We start from the raw sequence: 17,532 nt of genomic DNA, 5'->3' as shown, positions 1-17,532 counted from the left end.
GGGAGTGAATGTTGAGGGGGTTTGGAGCTAAGCTGCTATTTGCTTGCTTCCTTTTCTTTTCTTTACCAGTTGTTGTACAAGCTTCTCCTGTAGAAACAAACGTCGTCGATCAACAATTGGATAAGCTCGGAATTGAAGATGTGAAGCAATTTTGGGACGGGCTTGTTACAAAATATGGGGGTTACTTACCAGAGAGTCAAAAAGGTAGCTTTATGGAGTTTGTAAAGGGAGAAAAAGAGATTTCTATAAAAGAGTGGATGCTTGGTTTATTAAAGTATTTATTTCATGAGCTTGTTGCAAATGGGAAGCTACTTGGAACGCTCATTATGCTCACAATTTTTAGTGCATTGTTGCAATCACTGCAATCGGCATTTTCAAAGAGTAGCGTAAGTAAAATTGCTGATGCGGTTGTATATATGGTACTTATTATTTTCGCTTTAAATAGTTTTTATGTCGTTATGACATATGCAAGAGAAACGATACAAACAATGGTAGATTTCATATTAGCGCTATTGCCAATCTTGCTTGCACTCATAGCAACTGGGGGTGGTGTTGTATCCGTATCGTTTTTTCATCCGATTATCATCTTCTTAATGAACACGAGCGGACTTTTGATGAATTATATCGTTCTACCACTTTTACTACTTGCAACGATATTAAGTATTGTAAGTACGATGAGTGATCAATATAAAGTTACGAAATTGTCCAAGCTTCTGCAAAACGTTAGCGTTGGGATTATCGGTATCTTTTTAACGATTTTTTTAGGGGTATTATCTGTACAAGGAACAGCGACAGCTGTTGCTGATGGGATCGCTGTGAAAACTGCTAAATTTGTAACAGGGAACTTTATTCCCGTAGTAGGAAGAATGTTTACAGAGGCGGCTGATACTGTTATTAGTGCGTCTGGATTATTAAAAAATACAGTCGGAATTATCGGGCTCGTCATTTTATGTTTAATTGTCGCTTTTCCAGCGATTCAAATTTTTTGTATCGCGTTTATTTATAAGTTCGCAGCAGCAGTATTACAGCCAGTTGGTGGCGGAGCAATTATTCAATGTTTAGATATCATTGGACGGAGCATCATTTATGTATTTGCTTGCTTAGCTATCGTATCGTTTATGTTCTTTTTAAGTATCACAATTATTATTGCTGCGGGGAACATTACACTTATGATGCGGTAGGAGGTGGAGGGTATGCAATTTGTTACAGAGTGGATTAGAAATATTATCGTATTTTTACTCTTAGCGACAATGCTTCATCTTATTCTTCCAAATTCTAATTTGCAAAAGTACGTTAAATTCGTTGTAAGTCTATTATTAGTTGTATTAATTTTAACTCCTCTTTTTAAACTATTGCAAACAGATGTAAATGAAGTAATCGGGAATTTTAATGAAGAGAAGTATGTAGCAGAAGGATCTGTAAAAAATTCAATAGATTCGAAGAAAAAAGAAATACAAGCTCTAACACGTGCATATAGTTTAGAAGAGATGGCTACCAAAATGAAAAAAGAAGTAGGAAAAGAGTTCGAGAAAAAATATGGTATGACAGTCTCTGAAATACAAATAGTCGCAGTAGAAAGTACAGCGGAAGTAAAATCAGCGAAAGATATTCAATCTGTTGTTGTGACGTTGAAAGAAAAAGAACTTAGTAAAAATGATGCAATCGAAACAGTAAAGCCGGTTGAAATTAATACGAAAGAACCTCCGAAAAAAGTAGAAGAAACGAATGTAGAAATGAAAGATTTCTTTTCAAGCAGGTGGCAACTAGAGAATAAACAAATCCAAGTTCAAATGGAAGGGAGGACAGGTAGAGTAAATGGACAATAAAGATAAAAATTCGAGGTTCTCATTTTTTCGAAACTTATTGAATGGGGATGAAAAAGAAAGCAATGAGAAGGGAAAAAAGGTAACACCTAAGTTTTTACTTGTCCTACTCATACTTGGAATTTTGCTTATGTTTTCTAGTAGTCTCTTTTCAAGTAAAAAAGAAGAAGTACCTGTATTTAAAGAACAAAAAACTCAAAATCAAGAAAAAGACGTACCAACTTTTGGACAAAAAAATAACGATAGTATGTCAAATGTAGAAAAGTATGAAAAAGCGTATGAACAAGAATTAAAAGCAGCCTTAGAAGAAATGTCAGGAGTAAAAGATGTAACGATTAAAGTGAATTTAGATTCATCAGAAGAAAAAATATTAGAAAAAAATACAGTGAAACGTTCAGAAACAACAGGTGAAACAGATAAAACAGGTGGTCAGAGGAAAGTAGAAGACGAGTCTCTTGATGAAAAGACTGTCATCATACGTGAAGGTGATAAAGAAACTCCCGTTGTCTTACGAACAGAGAAACCGAAAGTACGAGGTGTTCTTGTCGTAGCAAAAGGAGTGGATAATATACAAGTTAAAGCGATGGTAAAAGAAGCTGTAATACGGCTACTAGATGTACCAGCCCATCGCGTTTCAGTTTCACCGAAAAATTGATAGGGAGGAAATAAAGTGTTAAAAAAACAAACGGTTTGGTTATTAACGATGTTAAGTTTAGTTGTTGTACTATCAGTGTATTACGTAACAACTCCTGACAAAATGAATACAGCATCGCCGGCAACAGGTGAAAAGATTGGACAAGAAAAACAAGGTACTGATAAAGCAGTAACAAATGAAGCACCTAAAGAAACGCCAAAAAAAGAAACTACAAGCAAGGAAACATCAAATAAAGAAACAAATAAAGAAACAGACAAAAAAGAGAGCGCTACAAAAGAAACAAGTAAGAAAAATGCTAATGTAACAGTTCAATCAAGTGATGAAAATTTTACAGCATTACGTATGCAAATGGAAGATCAGCGAAGTGAACAAAAAGCAAAATTACAAGAAGTGATGAATTCAACAAAATCTTCAGCAACAGAAAAGAGTAAAGCAAAAGATAATTTTGATGCAATCACTACAATGGAAACGAAACAAGAATTACTTGAGACAGTAATTAAGTCTCAAGGAGGATATAAAGATGCCCTTGTAAGAGCTGACGGAACTGACATTAGAGTAACTGTAAAAGCAGCAAAACATTCACAAAAAGAAGCGAATAAAATTATACAACTCGTAAGAAGTGAAGGCGGATCAAAAGATGTAGGTGTGAAATTTGATCCACCAGCAAAATAAAAGCTAATAATCCGCGGGGAAATCCTCCGCGGATTATTAGCTTTTACGAATCGGATTGTTTGAAAATAGTTAGATAAAAATAATAATAGAAAAAAGCTATCATTTTCGATAGCTTTTTTCTGTTTCGTCTTTGTAGTTGTTTTTACTATGCTCAACTCGGAACGGAGAAATACGTTGTGAGTAAAAGATTAGCGGTTCATGGTAGCGATGATTACTTTTTCCGGATTTGACGTGGATGAAGAGAACGAATGCCCAGACCATTACGGCAGGTAAGAAGAGAATGAGCCATATCATATGTCCACACCTCGATACGATATATTTTCTATACTTTGAACATACTATTCTTATATGAAGGAATGATGAACGACGTGTAAACAAAAAAATAATATTTGGTAAAAATATGTTATTGACTACAGATGAGGTGAATAATGAGGCAGTAATTATATGTTTACTCTGTAGCATTTTGAAAAAGTAAGGAATGTTTTTTAGTAAGTGGTCTTGCCAATTTTGTGTGAAACTTGGTATTATTACTAGGTAATAAATTTTTATTGGAATAATATTTTTACAGGAGTTTCGATTTATTATAAAGAAATATAAATTGGAATGTTTAAAAAATTTATCGTAAGATGGAAATAGTAACTATTTCTATTAGTAAATGAAATGCATTTTCTAATAGAGTACATCGTATTTTTACAGTCAATCTAGTTTAAATGACGAGAATCTGTAAAAACGGGACAAACAAGAGTATGGGAGTGGATTTTACATGTTTAAAATTCAAGAAGTTCGTGAATTAATTAAATTAATTGATAGCTCTAATATTGATGAATTTGAATACAAAAAAGATGGTACGACAATCAAAATGAAAAAGCGTGGTAATGAAGTTGTTGCGGTGCAAGCACCTGCAGCAAAACAAGCCGTTCAACCAGTGGCGCCTGTTGAAGTTGAAACAGCAGTAGCGGCAGCGCAAGTGGAAGTACCAAAACAAGAAGAGAAAAAAGCTGTTCAAAATGAAAACCTACATAAAATTACATCACCGATGGTAGGTACATTCTATTCTTCTTCTTCGCCTGATACACCTCCATATGTAAGTGTAGGGGATAGAGTATCGAAAGATTCTATCGTATGCATTGTTGAGGCTATGAAATTATTTAACGAAATCGATGCTGATGTAGATGGCGAAATTGTTGAGATTCTTGTTAATAACGGACAGCTTGTTGAGTATGGACAACCGCTATTTCTTGTGAAAGCGTAATAAGGGAGTCTTTGTGATGATAAAAAAAGTATTAATAGCCAATCGTGGGGAAATTGCTGTACGAATTATTCGTGCTTGTAAAGAAATGGATATTGAAACAGTCGCAATTTATTCAGAAGCAGATAAAGAGTCACTTCACGTACAAATTGCAGATGAGGCGTATTGTGTAGGGCCAACCGTTTCGAAAGAAAGCTATTTAAATTTAACGAACATTATTAGTGTTGCGAAGTTAACAGGTTGCGATGCTATTCATCCGGGATACGGATTTTTAGCAGAGAATGCAGATTTCGCAGAGTTATGCCGTGAATGTAACTTAATTTTTATCGGCCCAAGTCCAGAAGCTATTTCAAAGATGGGCACAAAAGACGTTGCTCGTGATACAATGAAAGAAGCAGGGGTTCCGATTGTACCAGGTTCACAAGGGATTATTAAAAATACCGAAGAAGCGATTGAACTTGCTAATCAAATTGGATATCCAGTTATTATTAAAGCGACTGCAGGTGGCGGTGGAAAAGGTATTCGTGTTGCACGCCATGAAGAAGAGCTTGTAAAAGGAATTCAAATTACACAGCAAGAAGCTAGTACCGCTTTTGGGAACCCTGGTGTATACTTAGAAAAGTACGTTGAAGATTTCCGCCATGTTGAGATTCAAATAATGGCAGATACACACGGAAATGCCATTCATTTAGGAGAGCGTGATTGTACAATTCAGCGCCGCTTGCAAAAACTGCTAGAAGAAAGCCCATCACCTGCACTTGATGAAAATGTGCGCAAGCAGATGGGTGAGGCGGCAGTAAAAGCGGCGGTAGCGGTTGATTATACAGGTGCTGGTACGGTTGAGTTTATTTATGAATATAAAACGAAAACCTTTTATTTCATGGAGATGAATACGAGAATTCAAGTTGAGCATCCGGTTACTGAAATGGTAACAGGGATGGATTTAATTAAAGAACAAATTCGTGTTGCTTCTGGAGAAAAGTTATCGTTACAGCAAGAAGAAGTACAATTTAATGGTTGGGCAATTGAATGCCGAATTAATGCGGAAAACCCTGCCAAAAAATTTATGCCATCTCCGGGTAAAGTAGAAATGTACTTGCCACCAGGCGGATTTGGTATTCGCGTCGATTCAGCTGTATATCCGGGATATTCAATCCCACCTTTCTATGATTCGATGGTTGCTAAATTAATTGTTCACGGAAAAACACGTGAAGAGGCAATTGCAAAAATGAAGCGTGCACTCAGTGAGTTTGTCATTGAAGGCGTACATACAACAATCCCGTTCCATTTGCAATTGCTAGATCATCCTGATTTTGTAAAAGGTGAGTTTAATACGAAATTTTTGGAAGAGCATGAACTTGTGACGCAGTGATACATTAAAGGAGGTTTTTTTTCATGGCTGAACATATGTTAGATATGGGTCAAGATACAACTCTTGGTAAAGTAGAAATTGCACCAGAAGTAATTGAAGTAATCGCAGGTATTGCAGCTGCTGAGGTAGAAGGTGTAGCGGCAATGCGTGGGAATTTTGCTACAGATGTTGTTGAGAAGTTAGGTAAGAAAAATCATGGTAAAGGTGTAAAGGTTGAATTAGCAAACGAAGATATTATCGTTGACCTTTATGTTGTGATGTATTTTGGCGTAGCAATTCCAGTTGTTGCACAAAAGATTCAAGACAACATTCGCCAAGCACTCTTTACAATGACAGGGCTTGAGCCAAAAGAAGTGAATGTTCACATCGTTGGCGTAACATTCGAAACACAAAAAACAGAAATTGAACCAGTGTAAGAATGGAAAAGGTGCCTAGTAACATAGGCATCTTTTTTATCGTTTCATTTCTTCACAAATTAAAACCCTCTAATTATTATACTATTTCAAAAAAAAAGAAATTTAAAAGAAAATGTTTCGTTTTTCCAAAAAACGTACATTGTGATAAGATATGGAACTTGAAGTTAATCTTTTTATTATTTTTCAGCCTTGTAACCCGTGTATGAAACGATAAATTGTGTTATTATCATTGTATTATAAGGTTGGAAAATCAATGAAAACTGTAAGGGTAAGTGAATTGACGGCTTATAAATTATAATAATATAACAAAGCATAAGGAAAGACTTGAAGCATAAAGGAGAGTTACAATGAAACGTAGGACGGCTAGAGAAAGAGCTATGCAAGCATTATATCAAATGGATATTACAGGTGAATTAGAACCGAAAATAGCGGTGGAAAACACGCTAGATGAAGGTGAAGAAACAAATGAGTTTTTAGAATCACTTGTAGTAGGTTTTGTAGAAAATAAAGAAGTAATTGATGAAGCGATTCGTCAAAACTTAAAAAAATGGAAACTTGAGCGTATTAGTATTGTTGATCGCAGTATTTTACGTCTAGCTGTGTATGAAATGAAATACATGGAAGAAGTTCCACACAACGTAACAATTAACGAGGCAATTGAAATTGCTAAAACATTTGGGGATGAGGAATCTCGTCGTTTTATTAACGGCGTTTTATCTAATATAAAAGATACACTGTAATTTCTTTAAGGGGGAATCTTAAAATGGTAGCAGTAATCATCAAAGGAAATGAAGTTGCGGAGAAAAAACGAACACAATTAACAGAAGAAGTTGTGAAGTTGAAAGAGCAAGGGATTGTACCAGGATTAGCAGTTATTCTAGTTGGAGAAGATCCAGCGTCTCGTTCTTATGTAAAAGGAAAAGAAAAGGGCTGTGAACAAGTAGGAATCTATTCAGAGCTAATTGAACTTCCTGAAACAATTACGGAGGAGCGTTTACTTGCTGAAATCGATCGCTTAAATGGCGATGACCGTATTAATGGTATATTAGTGCAATTACCTTTACCAAAACATATTGAAGAAAAAGCTATCATTGAAAGAATTTCACCAGAAAAAGATGTAGATGGATTTCACCCAATCAGTGTGGGACGCATGATGACGGGACAAGATACATTCCTTCCATGTACACCGCACGGTATTGTAGAATTAGTAAAAGAAACAAACCTTGATATCTCAGGAAAACATGTTGTAGTAGTTGGAAGAAGTAATATTGTCGGCAAGCCAGTGGGACAATTGTTCTTAAATGAAAATGCAACTGTCACATATTGTCATTCTAAGACGCAAAATATGAAAGAGTTAACGAAGCTAGCTGATATTTTAATCGTAGCTGTTGGACGACCTAAAATGGTAACAGCTGATTATATTAAAGAAGGAGCGGTTATAATCGACGTTGGTGTAAACCGTTTAGAAACAGGTAAACTTTGTGGCGATGTTGACTTTGACAACGTGTTAGATGTTGCAGGTTACATTACACCTGTGCCAAAAGGCGTTGGTCCAATGACGATCACAATGCTTCTTCATAATACTGTTGAATCTGCTAAACGTGCAGGTGTCGTTTGTAAATAATTTGAGTCGGCTATGAGGAGAGAGAAATGGAGAAACAATATTTAACCGTTACAGCGTTAACGCGCTATATAAAAACAAAAATAGAATATGACCCGCATTTGCAGTCTGTTTGGTTAAAAGGTGAAATTTCCAACTTTAAAAATCATAGCCGTGGCCACATGTATTTTACATTAAAAGATGAAAATGCAAGAATCGCAGCGGTTATGTTTGCGGGTCATAATCGTAATATTAAATTCAGACCTGAAAATGGGATGAAGGTACTCGTGAAAGGGAAAATCTCTGTTTACGAGGCGAGTGGTTCTTATCAAATTTATATTCAAGACATGCAGCCTGACGGAATCGGAAACCTGCATCTAGCTTACGAACAACTAAAGGTTCGTTTAGAGGAAGAAGGCTTGTTTTCTCAAGTTTATAAAAAAACAATTCCTCCTTATGCTAAAACAATAGGTGTGATTACGTCACCAACAGGGGCAGCAATTCGTGATATTATAACAACGATTAAACGGCGTTATCCAATTGGAAATATTATTGTGTTTCCAGTGCTTGTACAGGGGGAGTCAGCAGCTCCCTCGATTGTACAAGCGATTCGTACAGCGAATGAAATGGAAGAGATAGATGTCCTAATTGTTGGGCGCGGTGGAGGCTCTATTGAGGAATTATGGGCGTTTAATGAAGAAACGGTTGCAAGGGCCATTTTCAAGAGTGAAATCCCTATTATTTCAGCAGTAGGTCATGAAACAGACTTTACAATTGCGGATTTTGTTGCTGATTTACGAGCGCCAACACCGACTGCAGCGGCTGAAATGGCAGCGCCTAACATTATAGAGTTACAAGAAAAGGTATTACAAAGAACTCTAAGATTGCAAAGAGCAATGAGAGAGTTAGTACATAAAAAAGAAGAAAAACTACAAGTATTGCAAAAATCTTATGCGTTCCGTTATCCAAGACAAGTATATGAGCAAAAAGAAGAGCAATTGGATAGAGCGTTAGAACAGCTTGTGTTAGCGAAAGAGCGCTATATTGATAAAAAGGTAAATCAGTTAAAACAGCTTTCATTTTATTTAGAGAAGCACCACCCATCTCAAAAAATTATGCAAACAAAGGTAGCAGTTGAAACATTGCAAAAGCAATTGCAACGTGAAATGCAAACATTACTTCAAACGAAAGAATTTGCCTTTGTAAGAGCTGCTCAAAAACTTGAAGCGCTAAGTCCGCTTAAAGTAATGATGAGAGGGTACGGGCTTGTATATGATGAAGAGAAGCAAGTGTTAAAAAGTGTGAAAGATGTCAGCCTTGGAGATGCTGTTTCAGTTCAATTACAAGATGGAATACTAGATTGTAGCGTATCAGGCATAGAGGAGCGTGAATTGAATAATGGAAAATAAATTAAGCTTTGAAGAGGCAATTTCGCAACTTGAGCATCTCGTTTCTAAGCTAGAGCAAGGTGACGTACCTTTAGAAGAAGCAATTTCTTATTTTAAAGAGGGTATGGAATTATCTAAGCTTTGTGATGAGAAGTTGAAGAACGTACAAGAACAAATGGCAGTTATTCTTGGGGAAGATGGAGAGCTTGAACCGTTTACTGCTTTAGGAGATGAAGCATAGTGACAATTGCTTTTGATACTTTTTTGAAAGAAAGTAAAACTTTCGTAGAAGAGAAGCTTGTAAGCTATGCAAATGAATTGCAATGTCCAAATGTACTTCGTGAAGCGATGGCATATTCTTTGGAAGCGGGTGGAAAGCGTCTCCGCCCGTTACTTGTATTTGCAACATTACAAGCGTTTGGTAAAGACAGAAATCTTGGAGTAGGTGCAGCTTGTGCTCTTGAAATGATACATACATACTCGTTAGTTCATGATGATTTACCTTGTATGGATGATGATGATTTAAGAAGAGGGAAGCCTACAAATCATAAAGTATTTGGTGAAGCGATGGCAGTTTTAGCAGGCGATGCTCTATTGACGTATGCGTTTCAAGTTATTATGGCATATGAGCAAAAGGAAATCTCTGCTGAGAAAAAAGTAAGACTTGTACTTGAGCTTGCAAAAGCGGCAGGGCCAGAAGGAATGGTTGGCGGACAAGTGGCAGATATGGAAGCTGAAGGAAAACAGCTTACGCTTGATGAACTAGAGTACATCCATAAGCATAAGACCGGGAAACTACTTGAATTCGCGGTGCTCGCAGGGTCGATCCTTTCTGATGCTACAGAAGAGCAGGAAGAAAAGTTACTTGCGTTTGCAAAATATATCGGCCTAGCTTTCCAAATTCGAGATGATATTTTAGATGTGGAAGGAACCGAAGAAGAGATTGGAAAACCGATTGGTAGTGATGTTTCCAACGAAAAGAGCACATATACGACGTTATTTACTATAGATAGAGCGAAGGATATTTTAGAAGAAACAATTGCAAAAGCAAAAGATGCTATTGGTTCCTTGCAATTACAAGATGAATATTTACTATCTATTTGCGATTTGATTGCAAAACGTAATAACTAATATAACAGCGTTTTCATTTGTTGAGTCATTCATCATTTTATGATATAAATGTAGGAAAGGTTTTTCTTTTCTTGTTATTGGCAAAAATATATGTAGATTACATTGCCGTTATCACTTCGTGTTAGCGGCTATTTTTTTCATCGCCTAAAGAAATATGGTTTATAATAGGTTTAGGGCGCAATAGACTGGGTAATAGCAGGATAAGGTAAAAGATAAAAAAGAGAATTTCTTGTTTGGTGTAAATGTTTTTTATAATATTTGACATGTTGACAGATTATGAAATGAAAGTGAGTGATCCATGTGGATCTAACGCAAATTCAAAACCCTAGTTTTTTGAAAGATATGTCTATTAATGAACTAGAGGAATTGAGTGAGGATATTCGTAAGTTTTTAATTGAAGAGCTCTCTCAAACAGGTGGACATATTGCACCTAATTTAGGTGTAGTAGAACTCACAATTGCTCTGCATAAATTATTTGATAGTCCGAAAGATAAATTTTTATGGGACGTAGGACATCAATCCTATGTACATAAAATTTTGACAGGACGTGCAAAAGAATTCGGCACATTAAGGCAATATCAAGGTCTATGTGGTTTCCCAAAACGTTGCGAGAGTGAGCACGATGTGTGGGAAACTGGCCATAGCTCAACATCATTATCTGCTGCAATGGGAATGGCTCTAGCACGTGATTTAAAGAAAACGAAAGAATATGTTATACCAATCATTGGTGATGGTGCTTTAACGGGCGGAATGGCTTTAGAAGCATTGAACCATATTGGACATGAAAAAACAGACATGATTGTTATTTTGAATGATAATGAAATGTCAATTGCGCCAAACGTTGGTGCACTTCATAATGTTCTTGGACGTCTACGTACCGCAGGAAAATACCATTGGGTAAAAGACGAACTAGAGTATATATTGAAGAAAATCCCAGCAGTTGGCGGGAAAGTTGCTGCGACAGCAGAGAAAATAAAAGATAGTCTTAAATATTTATTAGTATCCGGTGTCTTTTTCGAAGAGTTAGGCTTTACATATTTAGGTCCAGTCGACGGACATGATTATGAAAAGTTATTCGAAACGTTGCAATATGCAAAGAAAACAAAAGGCCCAGTGCTTGTTCATGTTATTACGAAAAAAGGAAAAGGTTACAAACCAGCTGAGAGTGATGTTATTGGCACTTGGCATGGAACAGGACCTTATAAAATTGAATCAGGTGACTTCGTTAAACCGAAAGAAGTTGCACCAGCATGGAGTGCTGTTGTTAGTGAAACAGTACTTAAGCTAGCGAGAGCGGATGAGCGTATCGTTGCAATTACACCTGCAATGCCTGTTGGATCGAAACTTGAGAAATTCCAAAAAGAATTCCCAGATCGTATGATTGATGTAGGTATTGCAGAACAGCATGCTACAACAATGGCAGCGGGTATGGCAACGCAAGGTATGAAGCCATTCTTAGCGATTTATTCAACATTTTTACAAAGAGCATATGACCAAGTTGTTCATGATATATGCCGTCAAAATTTAAATGTTTTCATCGGAATCGATCGCTCTGGTTTAGTAGGAGCAGATGGTGAAACGCATCAAGGTGTATTTGATATTTCATTCTTACGCCACTTGCCGAATATGGTACTAATGATGCCAAAAGATGAAAATGAAGGGCAACATTTAGTATATACGGCGATGCAATATGAAGATGGACCAATCGCATTACGTTATGCGCGTGGTAATGGACTTGGTGTTCATATGGATGAAGAACTAAAGGCGATTCCAATCGGTTCATGGGAAACGTTAAAAGAAGGTACACAAGCGGCTATTTTAACATTTGGTACGACAATACCAATGGCAATGGAAGCAGCTGAGCGTCTTGAAAAGGCTGGAATTTCAGTGAAAGTAGTGAACGCTCGCTTTATTAAACCGATGGATGAAGCATATTTACATGATCTCTTAGGAAAAAATATACCGATTTTAACGATTGAAGAAGCGTGTTTAATCGGTGGTTTTGGAACGGGAGTAGTTGAATTTGCGTCTGAGAACGGGTACCATAGGGCGTTAATTGAAAGAATGGGTATTCCAGACCGTTTCATAGAGCACGGTAGTGTAACAAAATTATTAGAAGAAATTGGTTTAACGACAGATGCTGTTGTAGACCGTATTCATACAATGATTCCATCAAAACAAAAAAGGGCGTAACAAATGAGTGCAAAAAAAGAAAGAGTAGACGTACTATTAGTAGAGCGAGGACTTATAGAAACACGTGAGAAAGCAAAACGCGCCATTATGGCCGGACTTGTATATGCGAATGAGATGAGACTTGATAAGCCAGGAGAGAAAATCCCGCAAGATACAGAGATTACGGTGAAGGGACAAGTTATGCCGTATGTAAGCCGTGGTGGTTATAAACTTGAAAAGGCATTAGAGACATTTCATCTGGATTTACAAGATAAAGTTATGATAGATATTGGTTCATCAACTGGTGGCTTTACAGATTGTGCACTTCAAAATGGAGCGAAATTATCTTATGCATTAGATGTAGGATACAATCAACTTGCATGGAAATTGCGCCAAGATGAGCGTGTTGTCGTAATGGAACGGACAAACTTCCGTTACGTGACACCAGCAGACTTAGAAAGTGGTTTACCGCAATTTGCTAGTATAGATGTTTCATTTATATCATTAAAGCTTATATTGCCAGTTTTAAAAACAATGCTTATGCCTAATGGGGATGTAGCAGCGTTAATTAAACCGCAGTTTGAAGCTGGAAGAGAGCAAGTTGGGAAAAAAGGTATCGTTCGCGATAGAAAAGTACATGAAGCTGTTGTAGAAATGATTGTCGAGTTTGCTTTAAAAGAAGGCTATGATGTGGAAGGTTTAACATTCTCACCAATTACGGGTGGGGATGGTAATATTGAATTTTTAATTCATCTGAAATGGCATGGTGAACGTGAGAATGGCGAAAATCATTCTCCGATTTCTATAGAGCAAGTTGTTACAGAAGCGCATGACGTTCTAAAACAAAAAGGGAAAGGGGAATAACATATGTTGTTCCTCTTTTTGCTGTAATTGTATAATGATTGTAAAAACAATTGTGTACAAGAAACGAATTATAAGTTAACATAAATAAGTGAAGTATACCAATGTTTAAACTATGGTAAGAGATAGTGTGAGGTGCAAATGTATGAATAAAGGTCAGCGCCATATTAAAATCAGGGAAATTATTGCAAACAAAGAAATTGAAACACAAGATGAATTAGTTGATATTTTACGTAATGAGGGATTTAATGTAACGCAAGCAACAGTATCGCGCGATATTAAAGAACTGCACTTAGTGAAGGTGCCATTACATGATGGGCGCTATAAATATAGCTTGCCAGCAGATCAACGATTTAACCCGTTACAAAAATTAAAACGAAATCTAGTGGATTCATTTGTAAAATTAGACACGGCAGGACATATGCTTGTGCTAAAAACATTGCCTGGTAACGCTCATTCACTTGGGGCACTTATTGATCATTTAGAGTGGGATGAGATCATCGGAACCATCTGTGGTGATGATACTTGCTTAATTATTTGCCGTACACCTGAAGATACAGGTGTTGTCTCTGATCGTTTCTTAAATATGCTGTAACAAAAAAATCTTGTTTGCTTTCCTCTGTAAAGTGGAAAGTGAACAGGATATTTTTATGGGTTAAAAACATGAATTTTTAATTGTAATATAATATTTTCTTTGAATAAAATAAGAAAATAGGTGGATTGACCCGTAAAACAAATGTTTGGTACAATGGAGCGGTTAGAAAAGTAATTTATACATACAAACATATAGTATGACTATTTGAATAAATAACTGAGAAAAGCCCTTAATAGGGGATTAGTTTATAACGAGGTGAATGGGGCATTGTTATCGGAATTATCGATTAGAAACTTTGCTATTATTGAAGCATTAAATATTTCTTTTCAAAAAGGTTTAACGGTTTTAAGCGGTGAAACAGGGGCCGGAAAATCGATTATTATTGATGCAATTAGTTTACTTGTAGGTGGCCGTGGGTCAGCAGAATTTGTTCGATATGGAACAGAAAAGGCTGAGATTGAAGGGCTATTTTATGTTGAAGATGAGAAGCATCCATGTATTGAAAAGGCAGAAGAGTTAGATATAGAAATAGAAGATGGCATGATTATTTTAAAGCGTGATATTGCTGCGAACGGGAAGAGTGTATGTCGTGTAAATGGGAAGCTTGTTACACTTAGCATATTAAAAGAAATTGGGAAAACACTTGTTGATATTCATGGACAGCACGAAACGCAAGATTTAATGAATGAAGAACGACATCTGTTTATGCTTGATCACTTTGATGGGGATCGAATCGTTAAACAATTAGACATATATCAAAACGTATACGCTGACTATGAAAAATTAAAAAAACAATTGAAATCGTTAAGTGAAAATGAGCAACAAATGGCACATCGCTTAGATTTAATTCAATTTCAACATGAAGAAATTCGCAAGGCGGATTTAAAGATGGATGAAGAAAATGAATTAACTGAGGAACGATTGCAAATTTCTAATTTTGAAAAGATTTATAAAGCGTTAGGTGATGCATATCGTTCGTTAAGTGCCGACGGACAAGGGTTAGATAATGTAAGAAGTGCAATGGGGCAAATGGAAAGTATTACACATTTAGATGAAGTGTATCAAGAGAATCATGATTCAATTGCAAATAGCTATTACTTATTAGAAGAGGTTGCCTATCAACTGAGAGAAAAGCTCGATATGATGGAATATGATCCAAATCGTTTAGATGAAATCGAAACACGTTTGAATGAGATTCGTATGCTAAAGAGAAAATATGGAAATACTGTAGAAGAGATTTTAGCGTATGCTGATAAAATTGAACAGGAAATTTTTACGATTGAAAATAAAGACGTTCATATTGAAACGACGAAGAAGCAGTTAAAGGAATTAGAAAGTGTTATTCTGAAAGAAGCAACGTTGTTAAGTAATATGCGTCATGAGCTTGCAGAGCATCTTACAAATGCCATTCATCAGGAATTAAAAGAATTATACATGGAAAAAACAAAATTTGAAGTGAGAATTATGAAGCGAGAAGGAAATGCTGAAGAGCCACTTGTGGAGGGAGCGCCGGTAAGACTTACGGCGGATGGCTACGATCATGTGGAATTTTATATTTCAACAAATCCAGGTGAGCCGCTAAAACCACTTTCAAAAGTCGCTTCTGGTGGAGAGTTATCTCGTATTATTTTAGCTTTAAAAAGCATTTTTTCTAAGCATCAAGGTGTTGCATCTGTTATTTTTGATGAAGTGGATACGGGTGTAAGTGGCCGGGTCGCACAGGCTATTGCAGAAAAAATTTATAGAGTATCAGTAAACTCGCAAGTACTTTGTATTACGCACTTACCTCAAGTAGCTTCAATGGCGGATTCGCATTTATTTATTCGAAAACAAGTAGCGAATGATCGAACAATTACGTCAGTTACCGTTTTAACTATGGAGGATAAAGTAACAGAAATAGCTCGAATGATTTCGGGTGTGGAAATTACAGATTTAACGACAGAACATGCGAAAGAATTACTTACGCAAGCGCATCATTTTAAACAGACAGCAGAGGCTATCCAGTAATGGATAGCTTTTTTTCTCAAATGATGATTTCTTAATTCTTCCGGTTATAAATAAAGCACTGCAAGGAGAGATTAAAAAGTGAAGCCAAGAGGCTGAATGTGGGGTAGGAGCGAGGAGAGTGAACAAATTGAAATTAGAAAGATTTCGCAAAATAATAGGTATTTTTCTCCTTGTTTCTTTAGTTTTTATTGGGTGTTTTAAACCGCTTCAGACGTTTATCTCATCCCCAAAGCAACTTGTTGTTTTTGAAGGACAACAATCAGAAATAGCTTCATTACCAGTATTTAAAGCTGCATCAACAGATCGTCATGTGTTTACAGTAAGTTCAAATGAAAAAAAACAAGGACTTATGGTAAATTCTCATCAAAATGGTGAAGCAGATATGGTGTTTCAACTTGCTGGTTTTCCAGTGAAAAAAGTAAATGTGAAAGTATTAAAAGATTTCAAAGTTATTCCAGGTGGACAATCAATTGGTGTGAAGTTAAACACAAAAGGGGTACTTGTTGTAGGCCATCATTTAATTCAAACTGAAAAAGGGAAAGTATCTCCTGGTGAAACAGCTGGTGTACAAATTGGAGATATGATTACTGAAATTAATGGTAAAACAATTGAAAGAATGAGTGATGTAGCACCATTTATTCATAATAGTGGTGAAACAGGTGAACCACTTAATCTTGTTTTGTTAAGAGATGGAAAACATATCCGCACTAAATTAACACCACAAAAAGACAGTGGAGAATCGTCTTATCGCATTGGTTTATATATTCGTGATTCGGCAGCTGGAATCGGAACAATGACATTTGTTCATCCAGATTCTATGAAGTATGGGGCACTTGGTCACGTCATTTCTGATAACGATACGAAAAAGCCGATTCAAGTTGAAGATGGACAAATTATGCGTTCGACAGTTACATCAATTGAAAGAGGTAGTCATGGGAATCCAGGAGAGAAATTAGCGAGGTTCTCACCAGATCGTGAAGTGATTGGTAATATTACAATAAATAGTCCATTTGGTATTTTTGGCAAATTGAATACAAATATGACAAATGGCGTAATGGATAAAGCAATGCCTATTGCACTATCCCATCAAGTAAAAGAGGGACCTGCAAAAATATTAACAGTTATTGCTCAAGATAAAGTAGAAGCGTTTGATATTGAAGTTGTTAGCACAGTGCCGCAAAAGTTTCCGGCGACAAAAGGCATGGTCATAAAAGTGACAGACAAACGTTTATTAGCAAAAACGGGTGGTATCGTACAAGGGATGAGCGGAAGCCCAATTGTACAAAATGGGAAAGTAATTGGTGCTGTTACACATGTATTTGTAAATGATCCAACATCCGGCTATGGTGTTCATATTGAATGGATGTTACATGAGGCTGGAATTAACATTTATGATCAAGAAAGAAAAGCGAGCTAATTAATAATTAGCTCGCTTTTCTATTGAAAAATTCGTTGAAATTTTGTAAAAGCTCCGCAAGAGGTGTTTTTTGTTGTAAAATAAAAGAAAAGGGTTGAACGTTTCGTTGTATTTCTATGATGGAATGTGTTGCGAAAGGGAATAAATGAACGATAAACATATTTTTTTGTGATT

The 17,532-nt window shown here is 36.3% G+C and carries 18 protein-coding genes; 17 read left to right on the top strand and 1 reads right to left on the bottom strand.

The genetic code is table 11. The features are described 5' to 3' along the window. Positions 1–8: 8 nt before the first annotated feature. The 4 genes from spoIIIAE to DN390_RS11525 are packed head-to-tail and all read left to right on the top strand — an operon-like array spanning position 9 to position 3,150. Complete coding sequence (spoIIIAE, locus tag DN390_RS11540; RefSeq protein WP_000943695.1) at positions 9–1,181, top strand: stage III sporulation protein AE; 1,173 nt, start codon at positions 9–11, stop codon at positions 1,179–1,181. Positions 1,182–1,193: 12 nt separating this feature from the next. Beyond that, positions 1,194–1,826, top strand: coding sequence for a stage III sporulation protein AF (gene spoIIIAF, locus DN390_RS11535; RefSeq protein ID WP_097950596.1), 633 nt, complete (start codon positions 1,194–1,196; stop codon positions 1,824–1,826). Then, positions 1,816–2,478, top strand: coding sequence for a stage III sporulation protein AG (gene spoIIIAG / locus DN390_RS11530; protein WP_060632234.1), 663 nt, complete (start codon positions 1,816–1,818; stop codon positions 2,476–2,478). The genes spoIIIAF and spoIIIAG overlap by 11 nt, the downstream gene beginning before the upstream one ends. 15 nt (positions 2,479–2,493) lie before the next feature. Beyond that, positions 2,494–3,150, top strand: coding sequence for a SpoIIIAH-like family protein (locus DN390_RS11525; RefSeq protein ID WP_147807370.1), 657 nt, complete (start codon positions 2,494–2,496; stop codon positions 3,148–3,150). A gap of 99 nt (positions 3,151–3,249) precedes the next feature. On the opposite strand, the gene DN390_RS11520 is transcribed toward DN390_RS11525, so the two are convergent. Continuing rightward, positions 3,250–3,444 (bottom strand): hypothetical protein, encoded by a 195-nt coding sequence (locus tag DN390_RS11520; RefSeq protein WP_033678013.1) that lies wholly within the window; start codon positions 3,442–3,444, stop codon positions 3,250–3,252. Positions 3,445–3,913: 469 nt separating this feature from the next. Between DN390_RS11520 and accB the strand changes: the two genes are divergently transcribed. The 13 genes from accB to spoIVB all read left to right on the top strand — a co-directional run bounded on the left by accB (position 3,914) and on the right by spoIVB (position 17,358). Beyond that, positions 3,914–4,402 (top strand): acetyl-CoA carboxylase biotin carboxyl carrier protein, encoded by a 489-nt coding sequence (gene accB, locus DN390_RS11515; RefSeq protein ID WP_060632232.1) that lies wholly within the window; start codon positions 3,914–3,916, stop codon positions 4,400–4,402. Between the two features lie 16 nt (positions 4,403–4,418). After that, positions 4,419–5,771: an acetyl-CoA carboxylase biotin carboxylase subunit gene (accC, locus tag DN390_RS11510; RefSeq protein ID WP_060632231.1), complete on the top strand. Its 1,353-nt coding sequence runs from the start codon at positions 4,419–4,421 to the stop codon at positions 5,769–5,771. Between the two features lie 23 nt (positions 5,772–5,794). Continuing rightward, the gene (locus tag DN390_RS11505) at positions 5,795–6,187 is read left to right on the top strand and encodes an Asp23/Gls24 family envelope stress response protein (protein WP_000807630.1); all 393 of its coding nucleotides are present in this window, start codon (positions 5,795–5,797) and stop codon (positions 6,185–6,187) included. Positions 6,188–6,534: 347 nt separating this feature from the next. Then, positions 6,535–6,927, top strand: coding sequence for a N utilization substance protein NusB (gene nusB / locus DN390_RS11500; RefSeq protein ID WP_063222997.1), 393 nt, complete (start codon positions 6,535–6,537; stop codon positions 6,925–6,927). 23 nt (positions 6,928–6,950) lie between these two features. After that, the gene (gene folD, locus DN390_RS11495) at positions 6,951–7,811 is read left to right on the top strand and encodes a bifunctional methylenetetrahydrofolate dehydrogenase/methenyltetrahydrofolate cyclohydrolase FolD (protein ID WP_147807369.1); all 861 of its coding nucleotides are present in this window, start codon (positions 6,951–6,953) and stop codon (positions 7,809–7,811) included. A gap of 26 nt (positions 7,812–7,837) precedes the next feature. Next, positions 7,838–9,196 (top strand): exodeoxyribonuclease VII large subunit, encoded by a 1,359-nt coding sequence (gene xseA, locus DN390_RS11490; protein WP_147807368.1) that lies wholly within the window; start codon positions 7,838–7,840, stop codon positions 9,194–9,196. Next, positions 9,186–9,416, top strand: a complete 231-nt coding sequence (gene xseB / locus DN390_RS11485; protein WP_000428423.1) for an exodeoxyribonuclease VII small subunit — start codon at positions 9,186–9,188, stop codon at positions 9,414–9,416. The genes xseA and xseB overlap by 11 nt, the downstream gene beginning before the upstream one ends. After that, positions 9,416–10,306, top strand: coding sequence for a (2E,6E)-farnesyl diphosphate synthase (ispA, locus tag DN390_RS11480; RefSeq protein WP_147807367.1), 891 nt, complete (start codon positions 9,416–9,418; stop codon positions 10,304–10,306). Before xseB ends, ispA begins: the two co-directional genes overlap by 1 nt. A 300-nt stretch (positions 10,307–10,606) precedes the next feature. After that, positions 10,607–12,499, top strand: a complete 1,893-nt coding sequence (dxs, locus tag DN390_RS11475) for a 1-deoxy-D-xylulose-5-phosphate synthase (RefSeq protein WP_147807366.1) — start codon at positions 10,607–10,609, stop codon at positions 12,497–12,499. 3 nt (positions 12,500–12,502) lie between these two features. After that, on the top strand, positions 12,503–13,342 hold the full coding sequence (locus tag DN390_RS11470) for a TlyA family RNA methyltransferase (protein ID WP_060632226.1): 840 nt from the start codon (positions 12,503–12,505) through the stop codon (positions 13,340–13,342). Between the two features lie 142 nt (positions 13,343–13,484). Next, positions 13,485–13,934 (top strand): arginine repressor ArgR, encoded by a 450-nt coding sequence (gene argR / locus DN390_RS11465; RefSeq protein ID WP_001032581.1) that lies wholly within the window; start codon positions 13,485–13,487, stop codon positions 13,932–13,934. Positions 13,935–14,201: 267 nt separating this feature from the next. Further along, complete coding sequence (gene recN / locus DN390_RS11460; protein WP_000947767.1) at positions 14,202–15,941, top strand: DNA repair protein RecN; 1,740 nt, start codon at positions 14,202–14,204, stop codon at positions 15,939–15,941. A gap of 118 nt (positions 15,942–16,059) precedes the next feature. After that, entirely contained in the window at positions 16,060–17,358 is a 1,299-nt protein-coding gene (gene spoIVB, locus DN390_RS11455; RefSeq protein ID WP_147807365.1) for a SpoIVB peptidase, read from the top strand. Positions 17,359–17,532: the final 174 nt, after the last annotated feature.

Source organism: Bacillus sp. SH7-1, from assembly GCF_008042405.1.
In the GTDB taxonomy this organism is placed as follows: domain Bacteria; phylum Bacillota; class Bacilli; order Bacillales; family Bacillaceae_G; genus Bacillus_A; species Bacillus_A thuringiensis_N.
This window is presented reverse-complemented; position numbering and strand designations above follow the sequence as displayed.